Source organism: Bradyrhizobium sp. 27S5, from assembly GCF_037217225.1.
Classification (GTDB): domain Bacteria; phylum Pseudomonadota; class Alphaproteobacteria; order Rhizobiales; family Xanthobacteraceae; genus Bradyrhizobium; species Bradyrhizobium septentrionale.
The window spans coordinates 989839-1012383 of the sequence record NZ_CP147714.1 but is presented as its reverse complement, the minus strand read 5'-3'; the positions used below and the strand labels follow the sequence as shown (position 1 = coordinate 1012383).

General features: G+C 58.7%; 20 protein-coding genes and 3 pseudogenes. 11 read left to right on the top strand and 12 right to left on the bottom strand.

The annotated features are described in order from the left end of the window. The first annotated feature begins 736 nt into the window (after positions 1-736). Positions 737-1255 carry a septal ring lytic transglycosylase RlpA family protein gene (locus WDM24_RS04910; protein ID WP_338830617.1) on the top strand — a complete coding sequence of 173 codons (519 nt, stop codon included), beginning with the start codon at positions 737-739 and terminating at the stop codon, positions 1253-1255. Here WDM24_RS04910 and WDM24_RS04905 read toward each other — a convergent pair. After that, positions 1212-1737, bottom strand: a pseudogene (locus tag WDM24_RS04905) (TspO/MBR family protein). The gene WDM24_RS04910 and the pseudogene WDM24_RS04905 overlap by 44 nt on opposite strands. Before the next feature lie 121 nt (positions 1738-1858). Between WDM24_RS04905 and WDM24_RS04900 the strand changes: the two are divergent. Further along, positions 1859-2074: a hypothetical protein gene (locus WDM24_RS04900; protein WP_338695739.1), complete on the top strand. Its 216-nt coding sequence runs from the start codon at positions 1859-1861 to the stop codon at positions 2072-2074. 521 nt (positions 2075-2595) lie between these two features. Here the strand turns inward: WDM24_RS04900 and WDM24_RS04895 are convergent. Together WDM24_RS04895 and WDM24_RS04890 are read right to left on the bottom strand one after the other, a co-directional pair. Next, positions 2596-3749, bottom strand: a protein-coding gene (locus tag WDM24_RS04895) for an IS3 family transposase (RefSeq protein WP_338832275.1) whose coding sequence is annotated in 2 segments (ribosomal slippage) — positions 2596-3500 and positions 3500-3749 — 1155 coding nt in all. Because the reading frame shifts where the segments join, the coding sequence is not laid out codon by codon here. Between the two features lie 46 nt (positions 3750-3795). Then, a pseudogene (locus WDM24_RS04890) lies at positions 3796-4630 on the bottom strand (IS110 family transposase); the annotation flags it as partial. 337 nt (positions 4631-4967) lie between these two features. On the opposite strand from WDM24_RS04890, the gene WDM24_RS04885 reads away from it, so the two are divergent. The 3 genes from WDM24_RS04885 to WDM24_RS04875 all read left to right on the top strand — a co-directional run bounded on the left by WDM24_RS04885 (position 4968) and on the right by WDM24_RS04875 (position 8130). Continuing rightward, the gene (locus WDM24_RS04885; protein WP_029079660.1) at positions 4968-5159 is read left to right on the top strand and encodes a hypothetical protein; all 192 of its coding nucleotides are present in this window, start codon (positions 4968-4970) and stop codon (positions 5157-5159) included. 381 nt (positions 5160-5540) lie between these two features. Further along, on the top strand, positions 5541-6068 hold the full coding sequence (locus WDM24_RS04880; protein WP_338830616.1) for a PRC-barrel domain-containing protein: 528 nt from the start codon (positions 5541-5543) through the stop codon (positions 6066-6068). Positions 6069-7449: 1381 nt separating this feature from the next. Beyond that, positions 7450-8130 (top strand): Crp/Fnr family transcriptional regulator, encoded by a 681-nt coding sequence (locus WDM24_RS04875; protein ID WP_165127173.1) that lies wholly within the window; start codon positions 7450-7452, stop codon positions 8128-8130. Between the two features lie 601 nt (positions 8131-8731). Here the strand turns inward: WDM24_RS04875 and WDM24_RS04870 are convergent. The 4 genes from WDM24_RS04870 to WDM24_RS04855 all read right to left on the bottom strand — a co-directional run bounded on the left by WDM24_RS04870 (position 8732) and on the right by WDM24_RS04855 (position 10344). Continuing rightward, positions 8732-8866, bottom strand: coding sequence for a hypothetical protein (locus WDM24_RS04870; RefSeq protein ID WP_283843081.1), 135 nt, complete (start codon positions 8864-8866; stop codon positions 8732-8734). 514 nt (positions 8867-9380) lie between these two features. Then, positions 9381-9686, bottom strand: a complete 306-nt coding sequence (locus WDM24_RS04865) for a hypothetical protein (protein WP_165127175.1) — start codon at positions 9684-9686, stop codon at positions 9381-9383. 71 nt (positions 9687-9757) lie between these two features. Further along, positions 9758-9901: a hypothetical protein gene (locus WDM24_RS04860; RefSeq protein WP_166299031.1), complete on the bottom strand. Its 144-nt coding sequence runs from the start codon at positions 9899-9901 to the stop codon at positions 9758-9760. A 110-nt stretch (positions 9902-10011) separates the two neighbouring features. Then, the gene (locus tag WDM24_RS04855) at positions 10012-10344 is read right to left on the bottom strand and encodes a hypothetical protein (protein ID WP_338830615.1); all 333 of its coding nucleotides are present in this window, start codon (positions 10342-10344) and stop codon (positions 10012-10014) included. A gap of 1049 nt (positions 10345-11393) precedes the next feature. Between WDM24_RS04855 and WDM24_RS04850 the strand changes: the two genes are divergently transcribed. Beyond that, positions 11394-11828 carry a universal stress protein gene (locus tag WDM24_RS04850; protein ID WP_338830614.1) on the top strand — a complete coding sequence of 145 codons (435 nt, stop codon included), beginning with the start codon at positions 11394-11396 and terminating at the stop codon, positions 11826-11828. A 623-nt stretch (positions 11829-12451) separates the two neighbouring features. On the opposite strand, the gene WDM24_RS04845 is transcribed toward WDM24_RS04850, so the two are convergent. Beyond that, positions 12452-13803, bottom strand: a protein-coding gene (locus tag WDM24_RS04845) for an IS3 family transposase (RefSeq protein WP_166208706.1) whose coding sequence is annotated in 2 segments (ribosomal slippage) — positions 12452-13467 and positions 13467-13803 — 1353 coding nt in all. Because the reading frame shifts where the segments join, the coding sequence is not laid out codon by codon here. 82 nt (positions 13804-13885) lie between these two features. Here WDM24_RS04845 and WDM24_RS04840 point away from each other — a divergent pair. The 3 genes and pseudogenes from WDM24_RS04840 to WDM24_RS04830 form a co-directional block, all read left to right on the top strand. Then, positions 13886-14257, top strand: a pseudogene (locus tag WDM24_RS04840) (hypothetical protein); the annotation flags it as partial. Then, on the top strand, positions 14254-14712 hold the full coding sequence (locus WDM24_RS04835) for a hypothetical protein (protein ID WP_338830613.1): 459 nt from the start codon (positions 14254-14256) through the stop codon (positions 14710-14712). The pseudogene WDM24_RS04840 and the gene WDM24_RS04835, both read left to right, overlap by 4 nt. Beyond that, complete coding sequence (locus WDM24_RS04830) at positions 14709-15011, top strand: hypothetical protein (protein WP_338830612.1); 303 nt, start codon at positions 14709-14711, stop codon at positions 15009-15011. The genes WDM24_RS04835 and WDM24_RS04830 overlap by 4 nt, the downstream gene beginning before the upstream one ends. A 745-nt stretch (positions 15012-15756) precedes the next feature. Here WDM24_RS04830 and WDM24_RS04825 read toward each other — a convergent pair. Then, positions 15757-16050, bottom strand: a complete 294-nt coding sequence (locus WDM24_RS04825) for an HdeA/HdeB family chaperone (protein ID WP_338695676.1) — start codon at positions 16048-16050, stop codon at positions 15757-15759. 26 nt (positions 16051-16076) lie between these two features. Continuing rightward, positions 16077-16511: an HdeA/HdeB family chaperone gene (locus WDM24_RS04820; RefSeq protein WP_338830610.1), complete on the bottom strand. Its 435-nt coding sequence runs from the start codon at positions 16509-16511 to the stop codon at positions 16077-16079. A 142-nt stretch (positions 16512-16653) separates the two neighbouring features. On the opposite strand from WDM24_RS04820, the gene WDM24_RS04815 reads away from it, so the two are divergent. Beyond that, positions 16654-18342 (top strand): aspartate:alanine exchanger family transporter, encoded by a 1689-nt coding sequence (locus WDM24_RS04815; protein ID WP_338695673.1) that lies wholly within the window; start codon positions 16654-16656, stop codon positions 18340-18342. A 189-nt stretch (positions 18343-18531) separates the two neighbouring features. Continuing rightward, positions 18532-18879, top strand: a complete 348-nt coding sequence (locus tag WDM24_RS44310; RefSeq protein WP_414645683.1) for a hypothetical protein — start codon at positions 18532-18534, stop codon at positions 18877-18879. Positions 18880-19201: 322 nt separating this feature from the next. Here the strand turns inward: WDM24_RS44310 and WDM24_RS04805 are convergent, their stop codons facing one another. Both WDM24_RS04805 and WDM24_RS04800 read right to left on the bottom strand, forming a co-directional pair. Then, positions 19202-20353: an AI-2E family transporter gene (locus WDM24_RS04805; RefSeq protein ID WP_338701873.1), complete on the bottom strand. Its 1152-nt coding sequence runs from the start codon at positions 20351-20353 to the stop codon at positions 19202-19204. Between the two features lie 241 nt (positions 20354-20594). Next, a complete protein-coding gene (locus WDM24_RS04800) occupies positions 20595-22472 on the bottom strand; it encodes a sensor histidine kinase (RefSeq protein ID WP_338830609.1) in 1878 nt (625 codons plus the stop codon). Positions 22473-22545 lie beyond the last annotated feature (73 nt).

The following is a 22545-nucleotide window of genomic DNA, read 5'->3' as shown; positions in this document are numbered from 1 at the left end:
CTCTCGCCCATGCTCACTGAAGCAATTCTCAACGGCCAACAACCGGTCGGGCTTGATCTCGCAAGTTTACTTAAGTTGCTCCCCGTCGAGTGGAACCGGCAATCATGGTCAGACAGCCCGGCTCACAGACAGACCCAGCGGCTAGGTTACCGTGATCCATTCAATGCTGCACGCGGACTTGCAGCGATTGCACTGCGCGGGCTGCCCGAACGTGCTGGTCAATTGCCAGTCTTGCGCTTCATTACTCCACTGGATGGTTGCGTGACAAACAATGTCGTCTGAACCGCAGCCGGCGCAGATTGGCGTAGACCGCTGAGCTGAACCCGCACCCCGGCTTGGTGTTTCGGCGAGCAAGTTGAAAGGATTGATCAGCAGTGTTCGCCGCATGCCAAAGGTCCCGGGCGTGTGAGCTTACGGCCAACTTTACATCCGCCGCATTCTTTCTAAACCCCGAACTTCGTTGTGCAACGCAATCATGCACTGCTTCAGATGGGTCGCCCGCAAGATCACAATCCAGTCGTCACGGCGCGTAAACGAACATGCCAAGCACAGCCGGACGCTTCATCCCCCGTAAGCTTGACCTAGCTAAGCAGCCCGGCTCGACCTCGTGATTTGCACGATCCCCTCTTGTTCCTATGCGAATATGTACGCAAAGCAACGCACCTATTTCGATGCATGGGAACGCTGCCTAGTACGCCGCATTGTTCTTTATTGCTTTTTGGTGAGGTAGCGTGCCATGCGTGCTTTTCCGAAGATTATTGCAATAGCGGCTGTATCGGTCTCGACCGCCACCTTCGCAAATCCTGTTGCAGCGCAAACGTTCGACGAGAGATGGTCTATCATCCCGAAGGCGCACGCGGACCCCGCTCCCCCGACACCTGATCAGACGAAGGAAGATCCAAAAGGGCAGCCTCCAACCGCTGAAAAGGTACCGGACGGTTCGGAAGATAAACCCGCCACGCGGATTGCCAGCCGCACCTTCTCTGGCAAGGCTTCGTTTTATTCGTATCGGACGGGTAAAACAGCAAGCGGTGTTGCATTCGACCGCGAGCTGCCAACTGCCGCCCATCGCAGCCTGCCGTTCGGCACAAAAGTCCGCGTAACTGATCTTGTGACCGAAAGATCAGTCGTCGTCCGCATCACTGACCGCGGACCAAACATCAGGGGTCGCGTACTCGACCTTTCGCACGGCGCTGCGCGCAGCCTGGGAATTATGGATCGTGGCGTTGTCGACGTTCGCGTCGAGGTCCTTTAGGCTGCCCTGCAGAATGGATCGCACAGTGGAAAGATGGGTGCACGCGAAATCGATACAGAGCGACGTTTAATAGCGATGCAAACGCGTAAGGAACGAATAGAAGCGCCGCGAGCCGATTTGCGCGCCATTGCAGACGAATGAACAGCAGAATTAGACTTAGCATTAGCAGGATAACGACGATACCCATTGCCAAACTATGAAATCGAAAGACGGTGGGAAACTAAAGGAAATTGAGTACCATCTCTCCAAGCCAGACTTGCGAGGCTGCGCCATCTCGCTCCTGCAGGTATTTACGCTAGCCAGCGATCGCGATCATCACATAGAGGGCCGTCCAGGTTGGCGAAAAAATCCAATTTGGAAGATTGAATGCCGGCTTTCGAAGCGCGGAGTACCATGCCCGGCAAGTTGGTTGCTCCGATCAGCCAGCCAGAACCGACGACTCCGGCAAGAAAAGTCAGCAAAGCTAGTTTTCGTGGTTTCATGGGCTCGACGACGGCGAACAGGCCGGTGATTTGTAACGGCGTTAAAGGGCGGCCGCGCTAAGAGCCCAGTGTATCGGAGTTTGCCGGAGGAACTATCAAGATCGACCAAAGTTTCCTTCCTATGAGCGAGACGCTGCCAATCGTCGTAGAGAAGTCGGTCCAGGTTGCCTGGGACTTCCTCGAGCGATCGGGTGAAATTGCAGACCCTGGCGACGCGAGCCGCTTTCTCTTTAGAAATATCGACGACATGTCCCGGGCTGGCGAGCATCGTATGCTTGTGCTGGCAAACCATGCCATTGACGCTTACCGGCGTTACAAGCGCCTGCTCGCGGCATGATTAATCCTAACTGTTCGATCTGTGGCGGCCTCGGCTGGATGTGCGAGAACCATCCGCACCTAGGGTGGACGAAAGACCCGCGCGGATGCCAGTGTGGCGCCGGCATGAGATGTGAGTGTAATAGACTTGGCGATATTGGCCAAAGCGGAGCGGACTGCTCCGTGAGACCCTCGCGCACTGACAGTGTGCCCTTTCCAGCGACCTAACCTGCTTTACTTCCTCGCCCGTCCAAGCTCGCGCTAGCGGCGCTTCTATTTGGATTGGTCCTTCGTGGTCCCTTCCTCTCGACAAGTGAGCCCGGCCGCTTCCATGGCTGCTTGGGCTTTCGGAAGCCAATCGCGCGCTGACACCGAGCTGACCGACGGCAATGTAACTCAACGTGGCCCGTTTAGGCAGTTCTGATCGGGAACAGCCTAAACTCGACGATCGGACGACGCTATGCACCTCCTGATCGGTGAACGCGCGAGCGCCCCGCTTCTAGTTAGGAACGCTGAGCTGCTGCCGGTTTGATGGACACCCGCTTAAGCTAATCCCACCTTGCGCTCGAACTCAACCGGGCTGAGATAGCCGATGGTCGAGTGCCTGCGGGTCGTGTTGTAAAATCGTTCGATGTAGTCGAACACATCGGCGCGTGCCTCATCTCTGGTTTGATAAATCTTGTTGGCCGTACGCTCGGTCTTGAGCGAGGAGAAGAAGCTCTCCATCGCCGCGTTGTCCCAGACGTTGCCGGAGCGGCTCATGCTGCAAACGATGCCGTGGTCGGCCATCAGGCGCTGGAACTGCTCGCTGGTGTACTGGCTGCCCTGGTCGGAGTGATGCAACAGCGCATCCGGCTTGCCGCGCCGCCAGACGGCCATCAACAATGCGTCCGTCACGAGCTGTGCCGTCATGGCGGCACTCATCGACCAGCCCACCACGCGGCGTGAGAACAGGTCGATCACCGCTGCGACATAGAGCCAGCCTTCGGCCGTCCAGAGATAGGTGAAGTCGGCGATCCACTTCTGGTTCGGCCGCTCGGCGGCGAACTGCCGGTCAAGGAGGTTCGCCGGTACGGTCTCGAGCTGTCGATCGCCGCTGTCCTTCGGTAAGCGCCGACGTCGCGGCCGCGCCCGCAAGCCTTGCAGGCGCATCAGCCGCTCAATCCGGTGCAGGCCGCAATCCGCCCCGTCGGCGAGCAGGTCACGCCACACCCGGCGTGCGCCATAGGTGCGGTCGCTGGCGGCGAAGCTGGCCTTGACCTTGCCGCCGAGCTCCTCGTCGCTGCGGGATCTGGCGCTGGGAGAGCGGTTCAGCCAGGCATGGAAGCCCGACCGCGACACTCCCAGCGCATCGCATAGCCATGCCACCGGCCAGATCGTCCGGTGCTTCGCGACGAAGGCGAACTTCATGTCGCTTCCTTCGCGAAGTAGGCTGCGGCCTTTTTTAGGATATCCCGCTCGGCCTTCAGCTTGGCGACCTCACGGCGCAGCCGCTCGATCTCCTGCTGCTCCGGCTTCATCTGCCCGTGGCCGGGAAAGGCTTGCGCCGGGTCGGAGCCCAACTCCTTCACCCATTTGCGGAGAACATTCTCATGAACATCCAGGTCACGGCCAGCTTGCGCCACCGACACCCCACGTTCCCGCACCAGCTTGACCGCCTCGACCTTGAACTCGCGGCTGAACTTCCGTCTTTTCATCGCCACCTCCGGCTTCATGAAACACCTAATCTCGGTGTCCATCAAACCGGCAGCAGCTCAGTTCGCCCATCTTGGATGTCGCACCGAGCTTCTGCTTGCCGCCTGTCGATCTTTGAAGAGGCGTGAGACCCAACCAAGCGGCGAAGTCACGCCCTTTGGCAAAGGTCTCGGCCGGCGGTGCTAGAGCGGCGATCGCGGTGGCGGAGATTGGGCCAATGCCGGGAACGGTCATTAGCCGGCGCGATACTTCGTCCTCGCGAGCACGTCGCGCGATTTCCTGGTCGAGGTCCGCGACCTTGCCATTGAGGTCGGTCAGCAGGTCCAACATCAATCGGAACATGGCGTGGGCCGCTTTGGGAAGGCGAACTGGCCATCTCTTCTTCCTCGATCAGGTCGGTAAGCATCGCCACGTGCGACGGCCCCTTAGGTGCGACCCAACCATATTCAGTGAGGTGTCCCCGGATCGCGTTGATGAGCTGCGTTCGCTGCCGCACTAACAGGTCACGGGTCCGAAACACCAGACCCGCCGCCTGTTGCTGTTCGCTCTTCACGGCCACAAACCGCATGCTCGGCCGCTGCGCTGCTTCGCAGATCGCCTCGGCATCGATCGCGTCATTCTTTTGCCGCTTCACAAACGGCTTTACGTAGGCGGGAGGGATCAGCCGAACTTCATGGCCAAGCTGGGCGAGTTGACGGGCCCAGTGATGGGCTCCGCCACATGCCTCCAGAGCTACCGTGCAACTCGGGTGGGCTGCGAAGAAATCCAGCAGCTTTCCTCGGCTGATCCGTTTGCTGAATATAGCTCGCCCTTTCCCGTCTGCTCCATGAGCGTGGAAAACATGCTTGGCGATATCCAGACCGATTATGATAACCTCTGACACGGACGCCTCCCTTAAGTGGTGCTCAACACCTCCACTTTGGCACATCGATGCCGTCGGGCGGGGCGTCCACCCCATCATAAATCCGGATGTCCGCTTTCGAGAGGTAAAGCGGACACGCGGTCCGACCGCAGGGATGGCGCCTTGTGACCCGTTTCGTTTCGGAGGTCGCGGCCCAATACCTCGGTGGTACCAAGGTCGCGCCGAACCGACTAGCTATGCGGCGATGAGCTCACCCCAGCAATTCGTGTGCTCAATCCTCATAGATCTGTTGCACTTCAGTAACTCCATTCCAGTCCAAGAGGCTGTAAAAGTTCAGCTGGGCGCTGGAAGTGACGGCATGTTTGATGTGTATCTAAATTATAAACGCGACTATCTGCTCGTGGTCCCGAGGGGGAAACCGATCCCGATCCACGAAAACCCGGGCCGATGGCGGAAGAAGAAAGCGGCTGCTGCAGTAAGCGACGAGATCAAGTTGACCGTGCAAAAACACGGTTACTACCGACGCAAGCTGGGCAAAGCTCAAAACTAGCCCTTCAGCGGCAGGGGCTCCACGCAAGCATCGTGGCTCTCTCATGCGTTCGGAGCGCGCCTTCGTCTTAGGCGGGCTTGGGAACTGCTAGGCGGTCCCCATCAGTTTCTTGAAAGCCGAAGACTTCAAATTTTCTAGGTTGCGTTCGCCGGCTCCGCTGCCGTTTTGCCGAGTCATGCGGCGCGGGCTCCCGTCCCTAACTGAACGGTATTGCTGTTGGCGGGATCGTCCCGTGTCCGCAATCGCGCCGCCTTGGGTCGAGGCGATTGTGGCACGGGACAGGGTCAGTTCAGAGACCTCACCAGCACGGATAACTTCCGTTCCATCACTGGAACCAAACTTTCTGCGCCCTGTTGTTCCCCTAACCAATGGAGGAACATCATGATTTCGAAATGCCTTGCAATCGCATTCCTTGCTACTGCGTCGATGACCGGCGCGGCGTCGGCGCAAGCCACGAACCAGGTGGATTGGACTACCACTGCCACCACGCACAAGGTGGGTGAATGGCGCGCGTCTAAGCTCGCCGGCGTGAATGTGTACAATGAAGCAAACGAGAAGATCGGTGATATCAACGAGGTGATCTTGGATAGGTCAGGCAAGGTGGCCAATGTCATTCTGGGTGTGGGTGGCGTTCTCGGCTTGGGCGAACACTACGTGGCAGTCACCTTCGATAAGCTGAAGTGGGTTGACCAACCGGTGACCTCGACAACTGCGTCGACAACGTCCGCCCCAGCGAATGCTCCTGCAGCGACTTCCGCTCCAGACAGCACCACGCGAACCACGACCGGTGCCGCAACTACGACCACGACAACCACCACCACTAGCGCCAGTAAGAGTTGGTACCCTGATCACGCAGTGCTTAACGCCACTAAGGATGAATTGAAGGCCATGCCGGAGTTTAAGTACTAACTCTCGCCTGCGATCCGAAGCCGCCTCCCACCGGGGCGGCTTTTTGTTTGAGTGGCCGGATCGATGACGCGTCCGTTGCTAGGGGGCGCCCTCTCTTTTCGCCACCATCGGAGCCATTGGTTTTGACCGGATTGTCTGTGCGACATTCTGACCAATATGAAGGAGTCCTTTGGGCGAGCGCAGCAACGCCAATAAACTTTTTCTGGCGATGATCAATTTTATACAGACGGCGCCGATCTATCCTGCACTTAATGGCTGATTGCCGGTCACGACGCATATTAGCAATCAGCCCGACGCGGTCCGTCGGGCTTTTGCAGATGAGTGAGTCGACTTGGTGTGTGACAACATAGAGTAGATGCAATGAGAGCTTTCTCAATTGTCGGACTGCTGTTTGCAGCAGTGGTGTTGGCGACGGTTCCGGTCTCGCCGCAGGTGACACCGCGCGGCTTGGAGTTAAGCGTTGATCAAGCGCAGGCCTACACGTACCGGCGTGCTCGCGTGACTGCGCGTCGTGTCGACCGTCGCGTGTACCGCCATACGCGTCGCGCCGTGCGGCGTGGCGTTTATTAACGGAGCGCGATGGGCGCTGGTCGAGTGATCGAGCCGCGCCGACGAGGTGATTGAGTCACTGCAGTTCATGGATGTCGTTTGCCGCACTTCATGAGTCCGAGTTGTGGCCCATAGGTAGGTATGACCACTGGAATGTCGGCTCTTCGAGGTGAACCGGAAGTCCCCGGTTCGGTACCCACAATATAATGACCCGGAACAAGTGTTGTTCGGGAGTCTTAACGCTGCTTGGATCGCCTTCCTGCCCACGGCGTCCTGCTTAGACGGCTTCAGTGTCCCTACATTGGGGCCGTCTTGCTGAACGAAATTTTCAATAGTGGTCAATATTGACCAGCCCGAATTGTTGCGTCGGGCAAGACTAGCTCCATCGCCGTCCGCAATAGGCAGTTATCGGCGACAGAGAGATCAGCAATGCTCCCGCCAAATACGGGGGATGCATGATGTCATCTATCCAGCCAAATCCACTATACAGCCGCGCGGAGATCGGAATTCTTCCGTGCTCCAGGTGTGGCAAGCCTATGCGGTTGGCTTGCATCGAGCCTGCTCAACCCGGTCATGAAGTCCGTACCTTCGAGTGCCCCGGAATGCAAGACGACTGGAAGCTTTGCAGTTGCGATCTAGCCGCCACTCTAGGCGGTGTCTGCGACCTGTTGGGTCCGGCTCGGGCTTGGTCTGCTGACCGCTCGATTAGCTTATCGGCAGCCGGGTACTCCCATCCTGGCTGCGAAAAGCTGCCATGGTACGGCACTTTTACTTCGAACGTCCGCGGCTGAATGGTAAGCTAGGTGTCCCACCGCGCGGGACGAAACGGGACATGCCAGAAAATACCAACCACGCAATATTTGATCCTAAGGAGTTTCTCGCCAAGTTAGGCGAAGGGAAGACCATCCTCGCGTTTCGCAAGGATGAGATCGTCTTTGCGCAGGGCGACGTGGCAGATACGGTTTTTTATATCCAGAAAGGCCGGGTCAAGGTTGTTGTCATATCAGAGCAAGGCAAGGAAGCCGTGGTCGGCATTCTGGAGGCCGGCCAGTTCTTTGGCGAAGGCTGCATGAACGGCCATTCGCTGCGTATCGCGACGACGACAGCGATGGAGGAATGCCTGGTGACCGCGATAACGAAGACCGCCATGGTCGCGGCATTGCACGATGAACCCAAGTTTTCGGAGGTGTTCATAGCCTATCTGCTGACCCGCAACAGCCGGATTGAAGAGGACTTGATCGATCAGCTCTTCAACTCCAGTGAAAAACGATTGGCGCGCCTGCTGCTCCTGCTGGCGAATTTCGGCAAGGAGGGCAACCCTCAACCGATCAGTCCGAATATCAGCCAGGAGACATTGGCCGAAATGATTGGAACGACGCGATCCCGCGTCAGCTTCTTCATGAACAGATTCCGCAAGCTCGGCTTCATCAGCTACAACGGAAAAATCGAGGTCAACAGCTCATTGCTGAACGCGGTCTTGTACGACAAGCCCGAGATCAAGCGCGAATTGTAAAACGATAAAATTGCGCCTCAACGCCAACCGTCGCGTCGTTAGCGGCGACTAAACTCTTCGCGCCGGACATCGCACCGGCCCTTCCCGTACCTGGACAAGGGCACACCTGCTGAATATGGCGCCGCCCTCAAGCACACCATCGCGCAAGGCTGGCTGGAGATCTCGAGAGCGGGACGTACGTGAAGATTCTCCCGGCCGGAAACGACCTGTTCGCCTGAAAAGAAAAAGGACCGCGTCACGCAAATGAGGATCCTTTAGAGCACCTTGCGCGTTGAGGCTCCATCGAGGGGCTGAACCGGAAGGTGGATTATGAGCTACGTTCCTCGGGATATTCAAAGAAAGTTCGAACGGCGGTGGGCCGCTAGATTTGCGCGGCCAGTGGAAGCGCGCCGGCCCGAAAGGCATCAATCTAAAAAGCCGGATCAGCCCCTCGCCGCTTCCTTCAAAACCCAAAGAAAAACCGCCGAATTGAACCGGCGGCCTTGAGGCGTGCGAGCGCGGACCGTAAGCGCACCGTTGTACCGCTTGCCAGCTGGCAGCTGTTGGTCGAGCGGTCGAGAAAACGCCGCAGATGAAACCTCTTCGCGTTCGTCACTCGGCCTTACTCTTTCGGTTCGGGATGTAGCTTGCGCTTCTCGGCTTCGTACTGCTCAATCAAAAGCGCGAGACCGTCTAGGGTCAGTTGATCCGTGATCCGCATCCTGAGCGAACGGTAGTGCGCGATCTTCTCATCCAACTCCGCGCACTTGTTACACATAACCGGACTTCCGAACTGACACCAATAACGAAAACCCAATTCAATTTGAGTTAGTTCCGCCATTGGCTCGCGCAACCGATTACCTGGTTGCCCCGTAACTTGGGTGTCGGCCCATTCTTCCCGTTCCCTCAGAGGACTGTCGTAAGTCTGATGTCAGCCAGAGATGTTAGATACGGAACTCCCGACTAGTGAAGGATTTCATCTATAGGACAGCGGCACTCACTTGATCAGCACCGTCGCCGGTGCCACATCATACCCCATCGGGGATACGTCGGCCCCGACATACAGGCAACGCATCGACTGCCTCATGCGATGACGCATCCACTGCTCATTCAATGAAGGTTGTGCGTCCTGTGGGTGGCAGGCTTGGGCTACGTTCGAGCACCGCTCGGCGCAGCAAACCTCCACGCAAACGCAACGCAACGGCACAAGCCGCTGAGGGAAACCTTGGCGGCTTTTGCGTGTGGCCAGATTGGACTAGCGAGCAGAGAGGTTATCGGAGCGCGCGCACGTAACCGATCATCTCTTCGGTATCATCAGTGTCTTTGAAGAGTGTCCTCAGCAGCCGCCACAATTCGCGGTGCCCGGCTGTTTGGCCACCTTGCTTGAGATAGTCCGCGATATCCATTGCGGCGGTTTGCATGTCAATCGTACCGCTGACGCGTGCGTCGAAATCCGCCACCTCGCGCTCGACATACAAGCTTTTGGTGTCCGTATCGAAGACCAGCGCGCACCGATCCGCGTGGGTGACCTCAGGGCCTCTAACTTGACGGTACAACTCGCGTCTTAGGAGGGCCATGTTTAACTCCTGACGATGATGGTTTCCGACGGCAAGCAAAGCTTTTTCAGCTCAACTGGGCTGCGACGACCTCACTGCGCCACGTTCGGTCTTAGCCTCTTGGTGTGGAACTCAGCTTGATTGGCATCTTCTTCGGCCAGTAACTCGCGGAGCGTGGCGACCTTCCGCGCATGGTCTCGATGGCCAAGAGTGCTTTTGAAGATAAAATCCGACATGGCTCACTCCTTCGATGGAGCCAGCTTCGATTTATGCTGCACCTCGGAAAAGCAAATAGCGAGTCAAATGTCGGCTAGTCAAAACAGTCCAACATCGGGCCCGCGCCTCGTTATGAAGCCTCGTCAACTAGCCAGGCGCGCGCCCGGCCTTTGCGATGTCCGTTGACAGCGACCTTACTTCGCGGTGGACGACGACCCTTTTGTTGATTCATTTCGTGAAGAGCACGAGCAAAAAAGTCGCGGGCTACCGCATCTAAGCGCGTCGTGATTTGTTCGCTGGACTCCACAGTTGTGACGCCTTCTTCAATTCTTTCGGCTTCGCGAATGTAATCCATAGATAGTTCACGCAAGCGCTGGACTTCAGCGTCATCGAGCAAGGGTGCGATTTGTGCCAAGAGGTGCTGTGCACGCGCGCATGCGCGTTCGTTTCGAGTGCCATCCATGATAGCCTCCAAAGGAGATCCAGTTTTTGAGTTTCCTGATCAGTTCCCCGGGTCCGAACAGAGGCCGTTGAGATCGGCTCGCAAGATCAAGTAAGCTAAACGCGGGCTATTGTGTCTGGTTCCGGACATTGCGGATTCTTTCGAAAGGAACAGCGGTTCTGCTGCGCTCAAGCGAGGTCGCGCAATTTGACCGCTGGCCTCCATGAGGTAATCCGACGCAGTTGATCTTTCGCAAGCACCCGGTGCCCCTACCAGTGATAGTCGTTTTTCAAGTCGCTTATCGCGTTGTCCAGTTGAGGCTTGCAGGTAGTCCGCAATCCGCGAGATCAATCCGAGGCGTGATCCGTCAGTGTGGGAGGACATTTCGACCGCGCCGTTTGATCGCGAACTTGAGCTAGCGGTGGTAGAACGCGACTCCCTGCATGCATTAGTGTTTGCTTGCCGTCGTATCTTTTGTGGCTGGATCAACGCGCAAACCAATCAGCGCGTCACCATCAACCCGACGCACTGGCGTCCTTGGGCCGAAAACCAGTAACTCTCACTTTCCTTGGTAGTCTCGCTAGCCCGCAATCAATTTAGCCTCTTCCCCTGCGAGCAGCCGTTTGAGCGTTTCCCGCTTGGCCAGATTCGACAGTAATGCTCCATCATCTTGTTTGCCATGCCCCTTAATAAGCCTTGCGTTGTGTCGGGAACCAGACACTATGGCCGCTTGGGGCCCAGACCTTACCCTCTGTTGGGAGATCGGAATGAACTCCTTCTTCCACGACGAAAACGTAGCGCTTTACCGCAAGCTGATCGCGGAAAGCGAAAGCAATCCGTCACGGGATGATTACGGGATGCAATGCTGCTGACGTTGCTTGTCGAGGAAACGGCGAAAGCGAAGCAGTTACCACGCTTGCCTGACGCATGGTGAGCGCGCCCGATGTGTGGACATCTGGGTCGCGGCACGATGGGCCGATAGATTGATTTATCTCAAGGCCGTATCCGAAACGCGGGCCCAGCTTTACCTTCGGAAGGCAGCGATAGGTCAAGACAATCGGGAGTGAAGCATGTACCGGCATATTCTCATTCCGACAGATGGGTCGGAACTTGCGGAGCATGGGGTGGCGCATGGGTTGGCGCTGGCGAAATCCCTTGGAACCAAAGTTTCTGTAATCTTCGTTGTGGAGCCGCTTTCAGAAATGAGAAGAGGGTCTCCGTTCCTTGAAACACTCGCAAAATATGCTGAGCTGCGCCAGGAACAGGCCACGAGCGTGTTGGATCGCGCGGCAAATGCGGCCAAGGAGGCTGGTGTTTCCTGCAAGACAATTCAAGTAGAGAACGGACAACCCCATCAAGCCATTATCGCAGCAGCCGAGGACAGAGGCTGCGATCTCATTGTTATGTCATCGCATGGGCGCAGCGGACTTTCCGCGCTACTAATCGGCAGTGTGACAAACAAGGTGCTGACGCACGCGAAAACCCCCGTATTGGTTTGTCAATGAATGTGCAGCAGACCGCTCGATGGGCCAAATAAACGCGCCGGAGATAATGCCCGGTAGTGGGATGTCACGGCCTGCCCCGCTGCTTGATGGCCCACAGCCGGTAGGCTTCGTTCTCGTAGGGGTCATCGCCGTCCCGCACTCCTTTCCGAAGAAAGTGCAGTGTGAGGGGTGGCACTGGTCCCGTCCGTGCCGGGATAACGCCAAAGGTGCCGGGGCATCGAGGCACTTGCTCCTCGGCCCCGGCTGGCGGCGGTTACTTGTTTCGCGGCACTCGCCGTCTTGCCGCGCCAGAGCATCACCATGACAAGAGTCGTGATGGACACGCGCCCTGGAAACAGGGAGACGGGAAGGAGAATGATGACCCGCCTCGCCCTTTCGACTGCGAGCGTGGAAAGGATAAGCCCGCTCGCAGCTTCGCGACGCCAAACCAACACAAACGTCGCGAATTAGAATCATAGCGGCAGCAGTTGTCGTCGCTCGCTTAGAACCCCCGCGTCAGCCGATGCGCCTTACGTAGTTCGAGGTTGGTGGGATCGTTGAAGAAGCGGTTGTCCGTCGTCAGATAATTTGAGACTAATCAGGCTTTTCGAGAAGGGAGGCTCTGGCTCATCTGTTGTTGGAGTTTAAGCGGCCTGCAGTTGGTGCTGCAAGCGGCGGTTTGCGATGGTCTCACGCTTGATGCGCTGTCGTTCGGTTAGGATGGTCTCGGCTCTGCCGAAGTAGACGTCAGCCGGGGTCAGGTTTTTGATGCTCTCATGATAGCGGACGTGGTTGTAATGCTCGACGAAGGCGCCGATCTGCCGTTCGAGGTGGTGAGGTAGATAATAGTTCTCGAGCAGAATGCGGTTCTTCAGGGTCTGATGCCAGCGCTCGATCTTTCCCTGGGTTTGGGGATGATACGGAGCGCCGCGCACGTGCTGCATGCCCTTGTGTTCGAGCCACCTGGCCAGATCGTCCGCGACGTAACTCGAACCATTGTCGCTGAGAAGCCTCGGCCGGTGCGCGACGGTGATGTGGTCAAGGCCGGAGGCCGCGAGTGCCTGGTCGAGTGTGGCCGTGACGTCGGAGGCACACATCGTGGGACCAAGCCTCCAGGCGACGATGTAACGCGAGAAGTCATCGAGCACGGTCGACAGGTAGTACCAGCCCCAGCCGGTGATCTTGAGGTAGGTAAAGTCGGTCTGCCAGAGCTGGTTGATGGCGGTGGTCTTGTCCTTGAACTCGTTCGCCGCCTTGATCACCACATAGGCGGGGCTGGTGATGAGGTCATGCGCCTTCAGCAGCCGATAGACCGATGCCTCGGAGACAAAATACTTCCGTTCGTCGGTGAACCGCACGGCCAGCTCGCGCGGCGACAGCTCGGGCAGCTCCAGCGCCAGGTCGATGATCTGGCCCCGCACATCGTCGGGGATGCGATTCCATATCCGGTCAGGTCGAGACCGGTGGTCAGCCAGCGCCTCGACGCCGCCATCACGATAGCGATCATACCATCTATAAAACGTGGCGCGTGGGATCCCGAGCTTGTCCAGCGTGCGCTTGGCCGGCAGGTGCGACTGCTCGACCAACTGGATGATCTCGGCCTTCTCGGACGCAGGATATCTCATGCCTCGTCCTCCCCATCCCCGTTCATGCTTTTTTTGAGTAGGCGGTTCTCAAGGGTGAGGTCGGCCACGACTTCCTTCAATGCGGCCGTCTCACGACGGAGATCCGTCACCTCGCCGGAGGTCGCCGCACGCGCCGTATCGCCCGCCAGGCGGCGCTTACCGGCTTCGAGGAACTCCTTCGACCAGCCGTAATACATTGAGGCGGCAATGCCCTCACGCCGGCAGAGCTCGGAGATGTTCTCCTCGCCCCGCAGTCCTTCCAGCACGATGCGGATCTTCTCTTCCGCCGAATACTGCCGGCGGGTCTGGCGCCGAATGTCCCTTAGTACCTGTTCTGCCGGCGCTTTGCCCGGTCCGGATTTCTGCTTCATCTTCGCTCCTGGTGGCTACGATGAACCAGAAATCCTCCCTCCGCAAAATCCTTCAATTTGTCTCACACGCCCTGACGGCAAACAGGCGGTGACGACGATCCTCTCCACCCGCTCGGCCGAGAAGCGCGCCGCCGGCGAGGCGCTGATCCGCGAGGCCGACGATCTGCTCTGCCAAAGCTGGAACGAGAGGATATGGGCCGACGGCGGCCCGATTGACCCCTCGCCCTCGATCGACCAGGCCATCAACGCCGGCTATCCGTGGCTCGAGATCAAGTGCTCGCGCTGCAAGACGCCGAGGGCGGTCGACCTGGCCGGGCTTCGCCACGTTCCGACGACCAGGGTTCACGATCTGGCCGGCCGCCTGCGCTGCGTGAAATGCAGCAAGGCCGGCAAGCGGCCTGCCGCCGAGTTGCTGCAGCTCTGGCAGCGCTGCCCGATCAGAGACGAGTCATGACCGAGCTGACGCGCCGACGCGACAAGAACGCCGCACTTGAAAGGTGGAACATCTTCCACGGTGACGTCCAGGTCGGCTCGATCGGGCTGCACTCCGGCGTGCCCAACCACGCCGAACAGTGGGAATGGAAATGCGGCTTCTATCCGGGATGCGACCGATCGACCGGCGGCCCGGCCGGGACCTTCAACCAGGCGCGCGCGGCGTTCGAGGCCGAATGGGAATTACTGCTGCCGTCCCTGACAGAGGCGGACTTCCAGGCCTGGCGAGACCAGCGCGACTGGATCGAGCGCAAGCAGGCCATGTGGGCGCGCGGCGAAAAGCTGCCTTCTCAACAGCCATCGTCGCTGATGCGCTGTCCGTGTGGCGCAACATTTGATAGCCATCGGCCCGCTGAGAGCCAAATCCACACCCCACACATTTACGCCGCGCAGAAGCGCGATGGAATCCGACGATGAACATGAAGGAAGGGCGCCTCTGGGCAGATCCCGAGACGGCTGCCCGCAGGATCATGGAGCACGCTCGAGCGTTCGAGCCGATCCAGGACGGCCGGATCTACATCGAGAGAATCAACTATCCGTTCATCGACAAGGACGGCGCTTCGCCAGCCGAGTACACCGCCGGGCTCAATTACGCCATCGAGCACGACTGGCTGGAGAAGCACGAAAGCGGGACCTACGTGAAGATGCTGCAGGCCGGAAACGATCTGTTCACGAGAGAGCCGCCATCTGAAGCGGCCTCAATGAGGCTTACGTAGCTTTTAAATTATCTCGCGCCTATGGTCTTTCTTCTTCACCAGAAATTGGCTGGTCTCAGAGCTGGTGTCGAAACCGCGGGAGGGCCTAGGATGAGGATGACGTTTGCTGCTTTTGTACCTGCTCACCGAGAAGGGAATGTCCGCGCCCAGTCAGGCCGTGGTTCCTGCGCTTTCATCAGCGACATCCTTAACTTGATACGGTGCGTACCAGCTTCCAGCCCTTCAAGCAGGCAACCCGTGTTTACAACTGTCACTGCAACAGTGATGGAGCACGTAGATGAACTGGAGGTTTGATCTAGATCAAAAGCAAGCTCCCGCGCGCGAGGTTTCGACAGACCCGTCGGGTGTTGCTGTCTTCGCCTTGTTGATTGCGACACCAGCGCCAGCGGTGACCCCGCCGATGGTCTATCAGACGGACGCCATGATCACCCGGATCGCTGCTGCCTGCGGCGCGGGTAGGACACGCGTCAACGGAGTGTGCGTCGAGAGAACGACGGTGCACCGGACTCGCCGAGCCGTCCGCAGATGTGCGACCGGAATGACCCGTTAACACCGCGCTGGATTTGAGCCAGGCAAAAAGTATTGCTGACGGATCCGCGGAGATGCGCGCCGCCGGGCTTCATACTGCATGTGACGATGTCGACCTGGTCAACCGCGAAGATCCGCCCTTAAGCTGGCAACTTCGGCTCAACCCCATCGTGGGCCAGCCTCCAAAAGAGAGTGCCGGCAGGCCCGGACGCTAAGTCTAGTGCCAGTTCTTCTGCATTGCATTCATGACGGTATCCGACCTGTGCGTCTTGCAGTAGCTGCCTACAACCTTCGCGTTCCGCTTAACGTAGCGGATGTCGAGTTCGCTGAGATTCTTTGTCGCGCTGAAATAGCCGCCCATCCACGAACTTATCAGGGCCTGTCGCTCGGCATCTGAATCAAGGAGCTGCTTGCAGGTGAGCACCGAAAGGTCAATCACGACCTGGGCGTGGGCTGGCGTAATATTCATCAGGATCAACACACAGAAGCTGGAAATGATGGTCCGTTTCATAAGGCCTCCAGTGTCGCTTGTGGTCGCTATTGAGCCGTTGCGCGTTGAAGACCGGCCATCACGGTTTGCGTCGGGTTTAAAGCGCACCACGACTTCACATTCGCGACGTTTCGAGCATAGGCATTCAAGTCAACGAACACGTAACCGGTTTTCTGATTGAACCAACCGCTCATCCACGCAGAAAAGACCGCCGAGTCTTCGGCTGAAAGCGCTAGATAGTCGGCACATGTCACACGGGCCAGATCGATCTTAACTTGCGCATGGGCTGCGCATGGCCAGGTCGCGCCCGCGAGGATCAGATAGAGCACGGATTTCCGCATAATCAACTCCGTCACCGATGAGGCGCATTCAGGAAGGAGAATCGGCTGCCAGTATTGATTCAGATCAATCTGCGAAACGCGGCGGCGGGTTTGATCTAGATCAAGCTCTTTCTTTTGTGCCGCGCTGCAGAAGGTTGGCAAGCACCGAAGCACCGAGACGTGCCCCTCTTATCGACGATGGCCTTGAGGCCGCAGGCTCTCAACCGTGCGAGGATCGATCTGAATCAAGCGTCGCCGGGTTTCACTGACCAGATTCCGCGCAAATGGCTGGAGGGCATGCGCCATGGGTACCGTCAGGTGGATGATCACCACCGCTCCGGAAATCTTCCTGCTGCTTTCGATCGCCATCGGCACGGTGCTGGGCCGAGTCAAGATTCGTGGTTTCTCGATCGGAACGACAGCCTGCATACTGGTGGTGGCCGTTCTCATTGGTCAGCTCGGGACCTTTACATTCCCGTCGGTGCTGCGCGTGCTTCTGTTCAGCCTGTTTGTGTTCACGATCGGCTACCGGTCCGGCCCCGAATTCTTCGCCTCCTTGAGCATCCGCACCCTGGCGCAGGTCGGCATGGCGCTCGTGCTCGGCAGCACAGGCCTCATCCTCGTTTTGATATTTGCATTCACGTTCAAGCTCGATCCGGGCACGGCCTCGGGACTTGCCGCCGGTGGGCTGACGCAATCTTCCATCATCGGCACGGCGTCCGGAGCGCTCGCGCAGGTCGGCCTGTCCAGTGATGCTTTGAAGCAGCAGGAAGCAAACATCGCAGCCGGATACGCCGTCACCTATGTCCTCGGCTATATTCTCACGCTCCTGTACGTGCCGTTTGTCGCACCGAAACTGATGCGGATCGATTTGAAGGCGGAGGCGGCGAAGCTGGAGGCGGAGCTTTCCGGCGGCAACCCGCCGCAGAGTGAAAATCTCCACTATCGCAAATTCCAGGCGCGCGCGTACCGGGTATTGGCCGCCGCGGGACGCACGGTCAAGGACGTCGAAGAGGAAATCGGCAGCCGCACTGTCGTCGAGCGAATCGTGCGGCAGGGAGCCGATATCGAGCCGCGCCTCGACACCATTCTCGAACCCGGCGACGACATCGTCGTCGCCGGGCGAACCGCTGCCCTCGTCGCGGCAAAGCCGGTCATCGGCAACGAAATCGATGCCGACGAAATCCTGAAGGCAATCCCGGGCAACGTGATCGACGTCCTCGTCGACAGCCGCCATCTCCATGGCCGATCGATCAAGGAGATCGCTGAACGCGTCGGCAACGACGCCCGCGGCGTCTATCTCCGCACGCTGACCAGGATGGGCCGCGAGGTCCCGTTGGGCCCGGACACCCGCGTCTATGTCGGGGACGTCATGACGCTCGTCGGCAGCACTCACAACATCGAGCGCGCCGCCACGAAGGTCGGGCAGATCCTGCGCTCCGGCGACCGCGCCGACATCGCCTTTCTCGCAACCGGCATCGCCGCGGGCCTCCTCGCGGGTCTCGTCAGCTTCAGGGTCGGCGGCATCCCGCTGACCTTGGGCGGCGGCGGCGGCGCGCTGATCGCTGGCCTCGTCTGCGGCTGGCTGCGGTCGCGCCGGCCGACCATCGGAGCGTTACCACGCGCGGCACAGCAGACACTGAGCGATCTCGGGCTCGGTGGCTTCATCGCAGCAATCGGCCTCGGCAACGGAGCCGCGGCCTGGGCTGCGATACAGGCGCATGGGGCCTTGCTGGTGGGCATGGGCCTGGTCGTCACGCTGGTGCCGCTGATCGTCGCGACGCTGTTTGCGCGCTATGTGTTGCACATGAATCCGGTCATCACCTGTGGGGCGCTGGCTGGCGCCATGACCGTCGACGCTGCGGTGACCGGAGCCTGCGAAGTCGCCGAGAGTCAGACCCCAGTACTCGGCGTCGCAGTGCCCTACGCCATCGGCAATGTCGTCCTGACCGTGCTCGGCCCGATCATCGTGGCGCTCACTTATACCGGCTGACGGCGGCGACGATGCGTAGGCAGTTGGCCGCAATCTTCCGACCGCTCTTGAGGGCTTTGGGCTCCTTGCCGCCTTCGGCTTGCCGTCCATCGCCGCGGACAATGTCCGTACCTAGGAGGAGATCTGGGCGCTGCCGCTGCCACTCTCGATGTTCGCCCCGTCGGCTACGGCCCCTTCCCGCTCGCGGTCATGAACCATGGCGTCTCGCTCAAGCCGGTCGATCGCGGCTTCTTTCCGCTGCTGGAATTCCGCGACGCCGCGAAGTGGTTCGCCAACGCGGCTACTTCGTGGTGGCGCCGGTCGGCAGCGGATATGGTTCAGCCGCCATCGACATTCCCGAGCACGGTCTCTACGGGCCGTTCTTCTCCATGGTCGGAAACTGTACCAATCCGCTTTCCCGACGCCGGGCGTTCGGTGGCGCAGGTCGATCTCTGGATCATCGACTACATGGTAGCCGAGAAACGCGTTCTCCCGAAGGACGACGTCGTCGTCGGACAGTCCGCCGCGGCTGGGCTTCCATCGCGCTGTCGAGTGTGAACCCGCCGCAGGTCAGGGCGATCATCACCTTTGCAGCAGGTCGCGGTGGTCGCGTCGACCATGGCGTAGGCAAGCGCCAAGACCAGGACCTCGACCGTGTGTGCGACCACCAAATGACGGCTGTCGTGACCATCACAGCCATCAGGTGCGATCGAGGCAGTGCCGTGTGCTACAATCCGGCGGTGCGGGCGATGCCGATTGCCACGACAGTCACGAGCGCGTGAATCACGATGTTGATCACGCTGATGACGGTGCCAAGCAGGAACTGGACTGCCATCGCGTGCTCCCATCGCGGACTCGGCCATGCTCTTGGTTTGGTGGGTCAGCGATTGTTATCCAGCGAAGGGGCTGAAGAGACGCCTTGATGCAGATCAAGAGAGCGCGGCGGCCCATAGCCAACATCTCCCCGCCGCGGAGCGCGTTCGGTACGGATCCAGGCAACCGTCAGTTCCCAAGCCACCGACAGAATGATCGGTCCGATGAAGAGGCCAATGATGCCGTGGACGAGGGTTCCCCCGATCACCCCGATCAGGATGACGAGTGCGGGCGTGGTAAGGCCTCGCCCCATGACGAGCGGCTTTAGGATGTTGTCGAGCACTGATACGATCACGAGAAACACCGTCAGCAGAAGTGCGATCGGGAATTCCTTGTCGGTCCAGATCCAGATAATGACCGGCAGGATGACGATCGTTCCGCCGATCTGCACGATCGACAGCAATAGCACCACGAACGCCAGCAGTCCCGCGCTGGCGATACCGGCCAGCTTGAACCCAATGCCGGCGAGCAAGGATTGGAGGATCGCGACGCCGATCACACCCTGGGCGACCGCACGGATGGTGGTACCCGCGAGGTCCAGAAAGTGCTCGCTCTGGTCCGGCACGATCCGTGACAGAAAGTCACGACCCGCGGCCACGAGCTGCGGGCCATATGGAAACAGGACGCCAGCCACGACCACGGACAGCAGGAACTTCACGGTCCCCACACCGGCATTGCCGGCAAATCCAAGCAAGGTCGTCGCGAGGGGCTTGAGATAGGGCACCACTTCGCGCAGAAGCGAACGCAGATTGGTCGAGGCCTGATCCCAGAGATCGAAGAGCCGAGGCCCGACGAGTGGCCAATCCTTGATCGATTGAGGTGGCGAAGGAACCAACATCTCGCCCGCCGTCATTTGACCGGCAAGATCCCTGATCCCGTCGACTGCGCCCATGCCGAGCCACGTCGCGGGCCCGATGACAACGGCAAGACTGATAAGGGTTAGGATCGCTGCCGCAAGTTTGGGCCGGCCGCCGAGGATTTTGGCGAGGCGCTGAAACACCGGATTAAGCGCAACGGCGAGCACGACACTCCAGGCCAGGATTGGCACGAACGGACGGATCAGGAGCAGTGTCCAGGCGATCAGGACCGCGAGCAAACCCAGCCGGATCACAAGCTGGATGATCTCGTCTCCGGAGATGATCTGACGCAGTGTTCTCACGGACGCGCCTTCAGCCTTGGCCACGCAAGTTGCGGGTGAGAGAGCCTAGTCCCCCCTCTCGCGCGGAGGGCTTGATCCAGATCAAGCGAACACGACCGACCGGGAGGCCCATAGGCGGGATCGGGCAAGTGCGCCGCCCTGCTGACTGACGACCGATCCACTCGCCTTCTTGCAGCCACCGGCATGGCCTTCGGATGGATCGGCTCGACGGTGGCTTTCGGCGCGGAGCCGCCGCTCTGGGTCAACTAACAAGAGGAAGCCTGATCCTAAACGACGCGCCACCGTGATCCCTATTTCTCGCTGATATCAGCCCCTTGTGTGCCACGATGATAGTGCGCGCGATGGATAGTCCCATCCCCATGCCTTCGGCCTTGCTGGTGTAGAACGGCGCGAAGACCCTTTCTAGTTTGTCTTCGGGAATGCCTGGACCATGATCTGACACGGATAGCTGAGCGAAGCTTTCGACCCGCGAAGTTCGGATGCTGATGATGCGATTTTCGCTCGGCATGTCCTTCATCGCGTCGATCCCGTTCACGACAAGGTTCAGAATGACTTGTTGAAGCTGGATGCGGTCGCCGAGCACCGGAAGCGCACCCGGCGTTATCACGCCGATCAACTCGGCCTTTCGCGCGACAGCCAACGCCGAGAGAAATTCGATGGTTTCCCGCGCGACGTCATTGAGGTCGAGACGTTTCAGTTCGAAGGGTGCCCTTTTCAGAAGGCTGCGCATACTCCGGATGACCTCGTTAGCGCGCCGGTCATCGTTCAAAATATCGTCCACAATCTCGTTCAGTTCGGAAATGTCAGGGCTGGGAGATTGCAGGATTACCTTTGCGGTCTCGGCATTGGTCAGAATGGACCCGAGCGGCTGGTTGATTTCATGAGCGATTGAGGCGGTCAGTTCACCAGCAGTCGAGAAGCGATTGACATGAGCAAGTTCAGCCATGCGCTGCCGCGCCTGCACTTCGGCAAGTTGACGCCGACGATGCTCACGCAGCAGGACCGAGATAAACCCGATCTGTATCAGAAGAACCGCGACGATGGATGCGATCTGCCACCTATACCGCTCCCAAACCGTTGGCTGTCGGAAGTAGACGGTGCTGCCAATAGGCAGGTTACTGTCGCTGATCCCAAACCGCTGCATTTGCCGCCAGTCAAATTTTGGCGACGCGTATTCAATGGCCGGAGTTTTGATATTGCCTGCTTTTTCTCCCTCAAGGATGCGAATGGCAACGGCTGCGGCTATCCGCCCTCCCTCAAGCGGAGAGAACATCGGTCCGCCAACGACATTCTCTCCGAAAAAAGAACCATCGAAAGAGAAAATCGGCGCGCTGGCTGAGGCAGCGAGCTTATTCAGAGCATTGCCCGTTTCGTGTGTTATCCCTGCCGCATCGACATTCATTAGAACAAAGAAGATTGCGGTATGAGGCGGAAGATGTTCTGCTTTCTTAAGAAGCTCGTCGAATGGAAGTTCATCGTACCATTTTAGCTCGACCCGGCCCGCGAGTGGCGCGAGTTCTCGACGCATTTCTTCCGTCCAAAATCGCTCTATTTGGGAAGTGCCGTTTACAATTGCGATGGTCTTTGTGTCGGGCAAGACGCGCATGATATTCTCGAAGAGAAACGGAACATCATTCGTGGCCGACACTACAGCGTCATTATCCGTCAGTTTTTCATATTGAACTAAGCGCTGGTCTACGGCTGTAATGATCATCGGCACCATTGGAAAAATAAGCTGACGATGGCGCTGGATGAAACTGGCTGCCGGTGCGCCGAGGGCCACGATAAGGTCGGGCGGATGGTCCGTGTAGAGGGTGCTAAGGTACTCAACGACGGCACCTTCCAATTTTTCCTGAGATTGGCCGGCATTCACAAGTGAATGTTCCAGAAATTCCACCGAACTCTGCGAGTGCAGGTCTATTTCTGTGCGAATGGCCTGAGCGTAGTCGCTCCAAGGTTTGGAACGAGGACCGAATGAATGCAGCATCAGAACTCGTTTGGGCCCTGGATCAGCCGCCTGACTTTGACCCAGCGTCGCCAGCAAAAATGCGACCGCCAGCGCAGCGGCGAAGGTCCACGTGCAAGATCGCCATGATAAGGCAACTAGCCAAAACTGCATTGCTGTCTTACCGCGACGATGGCCCGCGCCTGATCGAGCGCTACGGACTGTCGCCCTGCCATACGACATCCTT

Coding starts and splice junctions, on each gene's coding strand:
- WDM24_RS04910 (WP_338830617.1), top strand. CDS start 737: ATGCGTGCTTTTCCGAAGATTATTGCAATAGCGGCTGTATCGGTCTCG.
- WDM24_RS04900 (WP_338695739.1), top strand. CDS start 1,859: ATGAGCGAGACGCTGCCAATCGTCGTAGAGAAGTCGGTCCAGGTTGCC.
- WDM24_RS04885 (WP_029079660.1), top strand. CDS start 4,968: ATGTTTGATGTGTATCTAAATTATAAACGCGACTATCTGCTCGTGGTC.
- WDM24_RS04880 (WP_338830616.1), top strand. CDS start 5,541: ATGATTTCGAAATGCCTTGCAATCGCATTCCTTGCTACTGCGTCGATG.
- WDM24_RS04875 (WP_165127173.1), top strand. CDS start 7,450: ATGCCAGAAAATACCAACCACGCAATATTTGATCCTAAGGAGTTTCTC.
- WDM24_RS04865 (WP_165127175.1), bottom strand. CDS start 9,686: ATGGCCCTCCTAAGACGCGAGTTGTACCGTCAAGTTAGAGGCCCTGAG.
- WDM24_RS04860 (WP_166299031.1), bottom strand. CDS start 9,901: ATGTCGGATTTTATCTTCAAAAGCACTCTTGGCCATCGAGACCATGCG.
- WDM24_RS04855 (WP_338830615.1), bottom strand. CDS start 10,344: ATGGATGGCACTCGAAACGAACGCGCATGCGCGCGTGCACAGCACCTC.
- WDM24_RS04850 (WP_338830614.1), top strand. CDS start 11,394: ATGTACCGGCATATTCTCATTCCGACAGATGGGTCGGAACTTGCGGAG.
- WDM24_RS04835 (WP_338830613.1), top strand. CDS start 14,254: ATGACCGAGCTGACGCGCCGACGCGACAAGAACGCCGCACTTGAAAGG.
- WDM24_RS04830 (WP_338830612.1), top strand. CDS start 14,709: ATGAACATGAAGGAAGGGCGCCTCTGGGCAGATCCCGAGACGGCTGCC.
- WDM24_RS04825 (WP_338695676.1), bottom strand. CDS start 16,050: ATGAAACGGACCATCATTTCCAGCTTCTGTGTGTTGATCCTGATGAAT.
- WDM24_RS04815 (WP_338695673.1), top strand. CDS start 16,654: ATGGGTACCGTCAGGTGGATGATCACCACCGCTCCGGAAATCTTCCTG.
- WDM24_RS44310 (WP_414645683.1), top strand. CDS start 18,532: ATGAACCATGGCGTCTCGCTCAAGCCGGTCGATCGCGGCTTCTTTCCG.
- WDM24_RS04800 (WP_338830609.1), bottom strand. CDS start 22,472: ATGCAGTTTTGGCTAGTTGCCTTATCATGGCGATCTTGCACGTGGACC.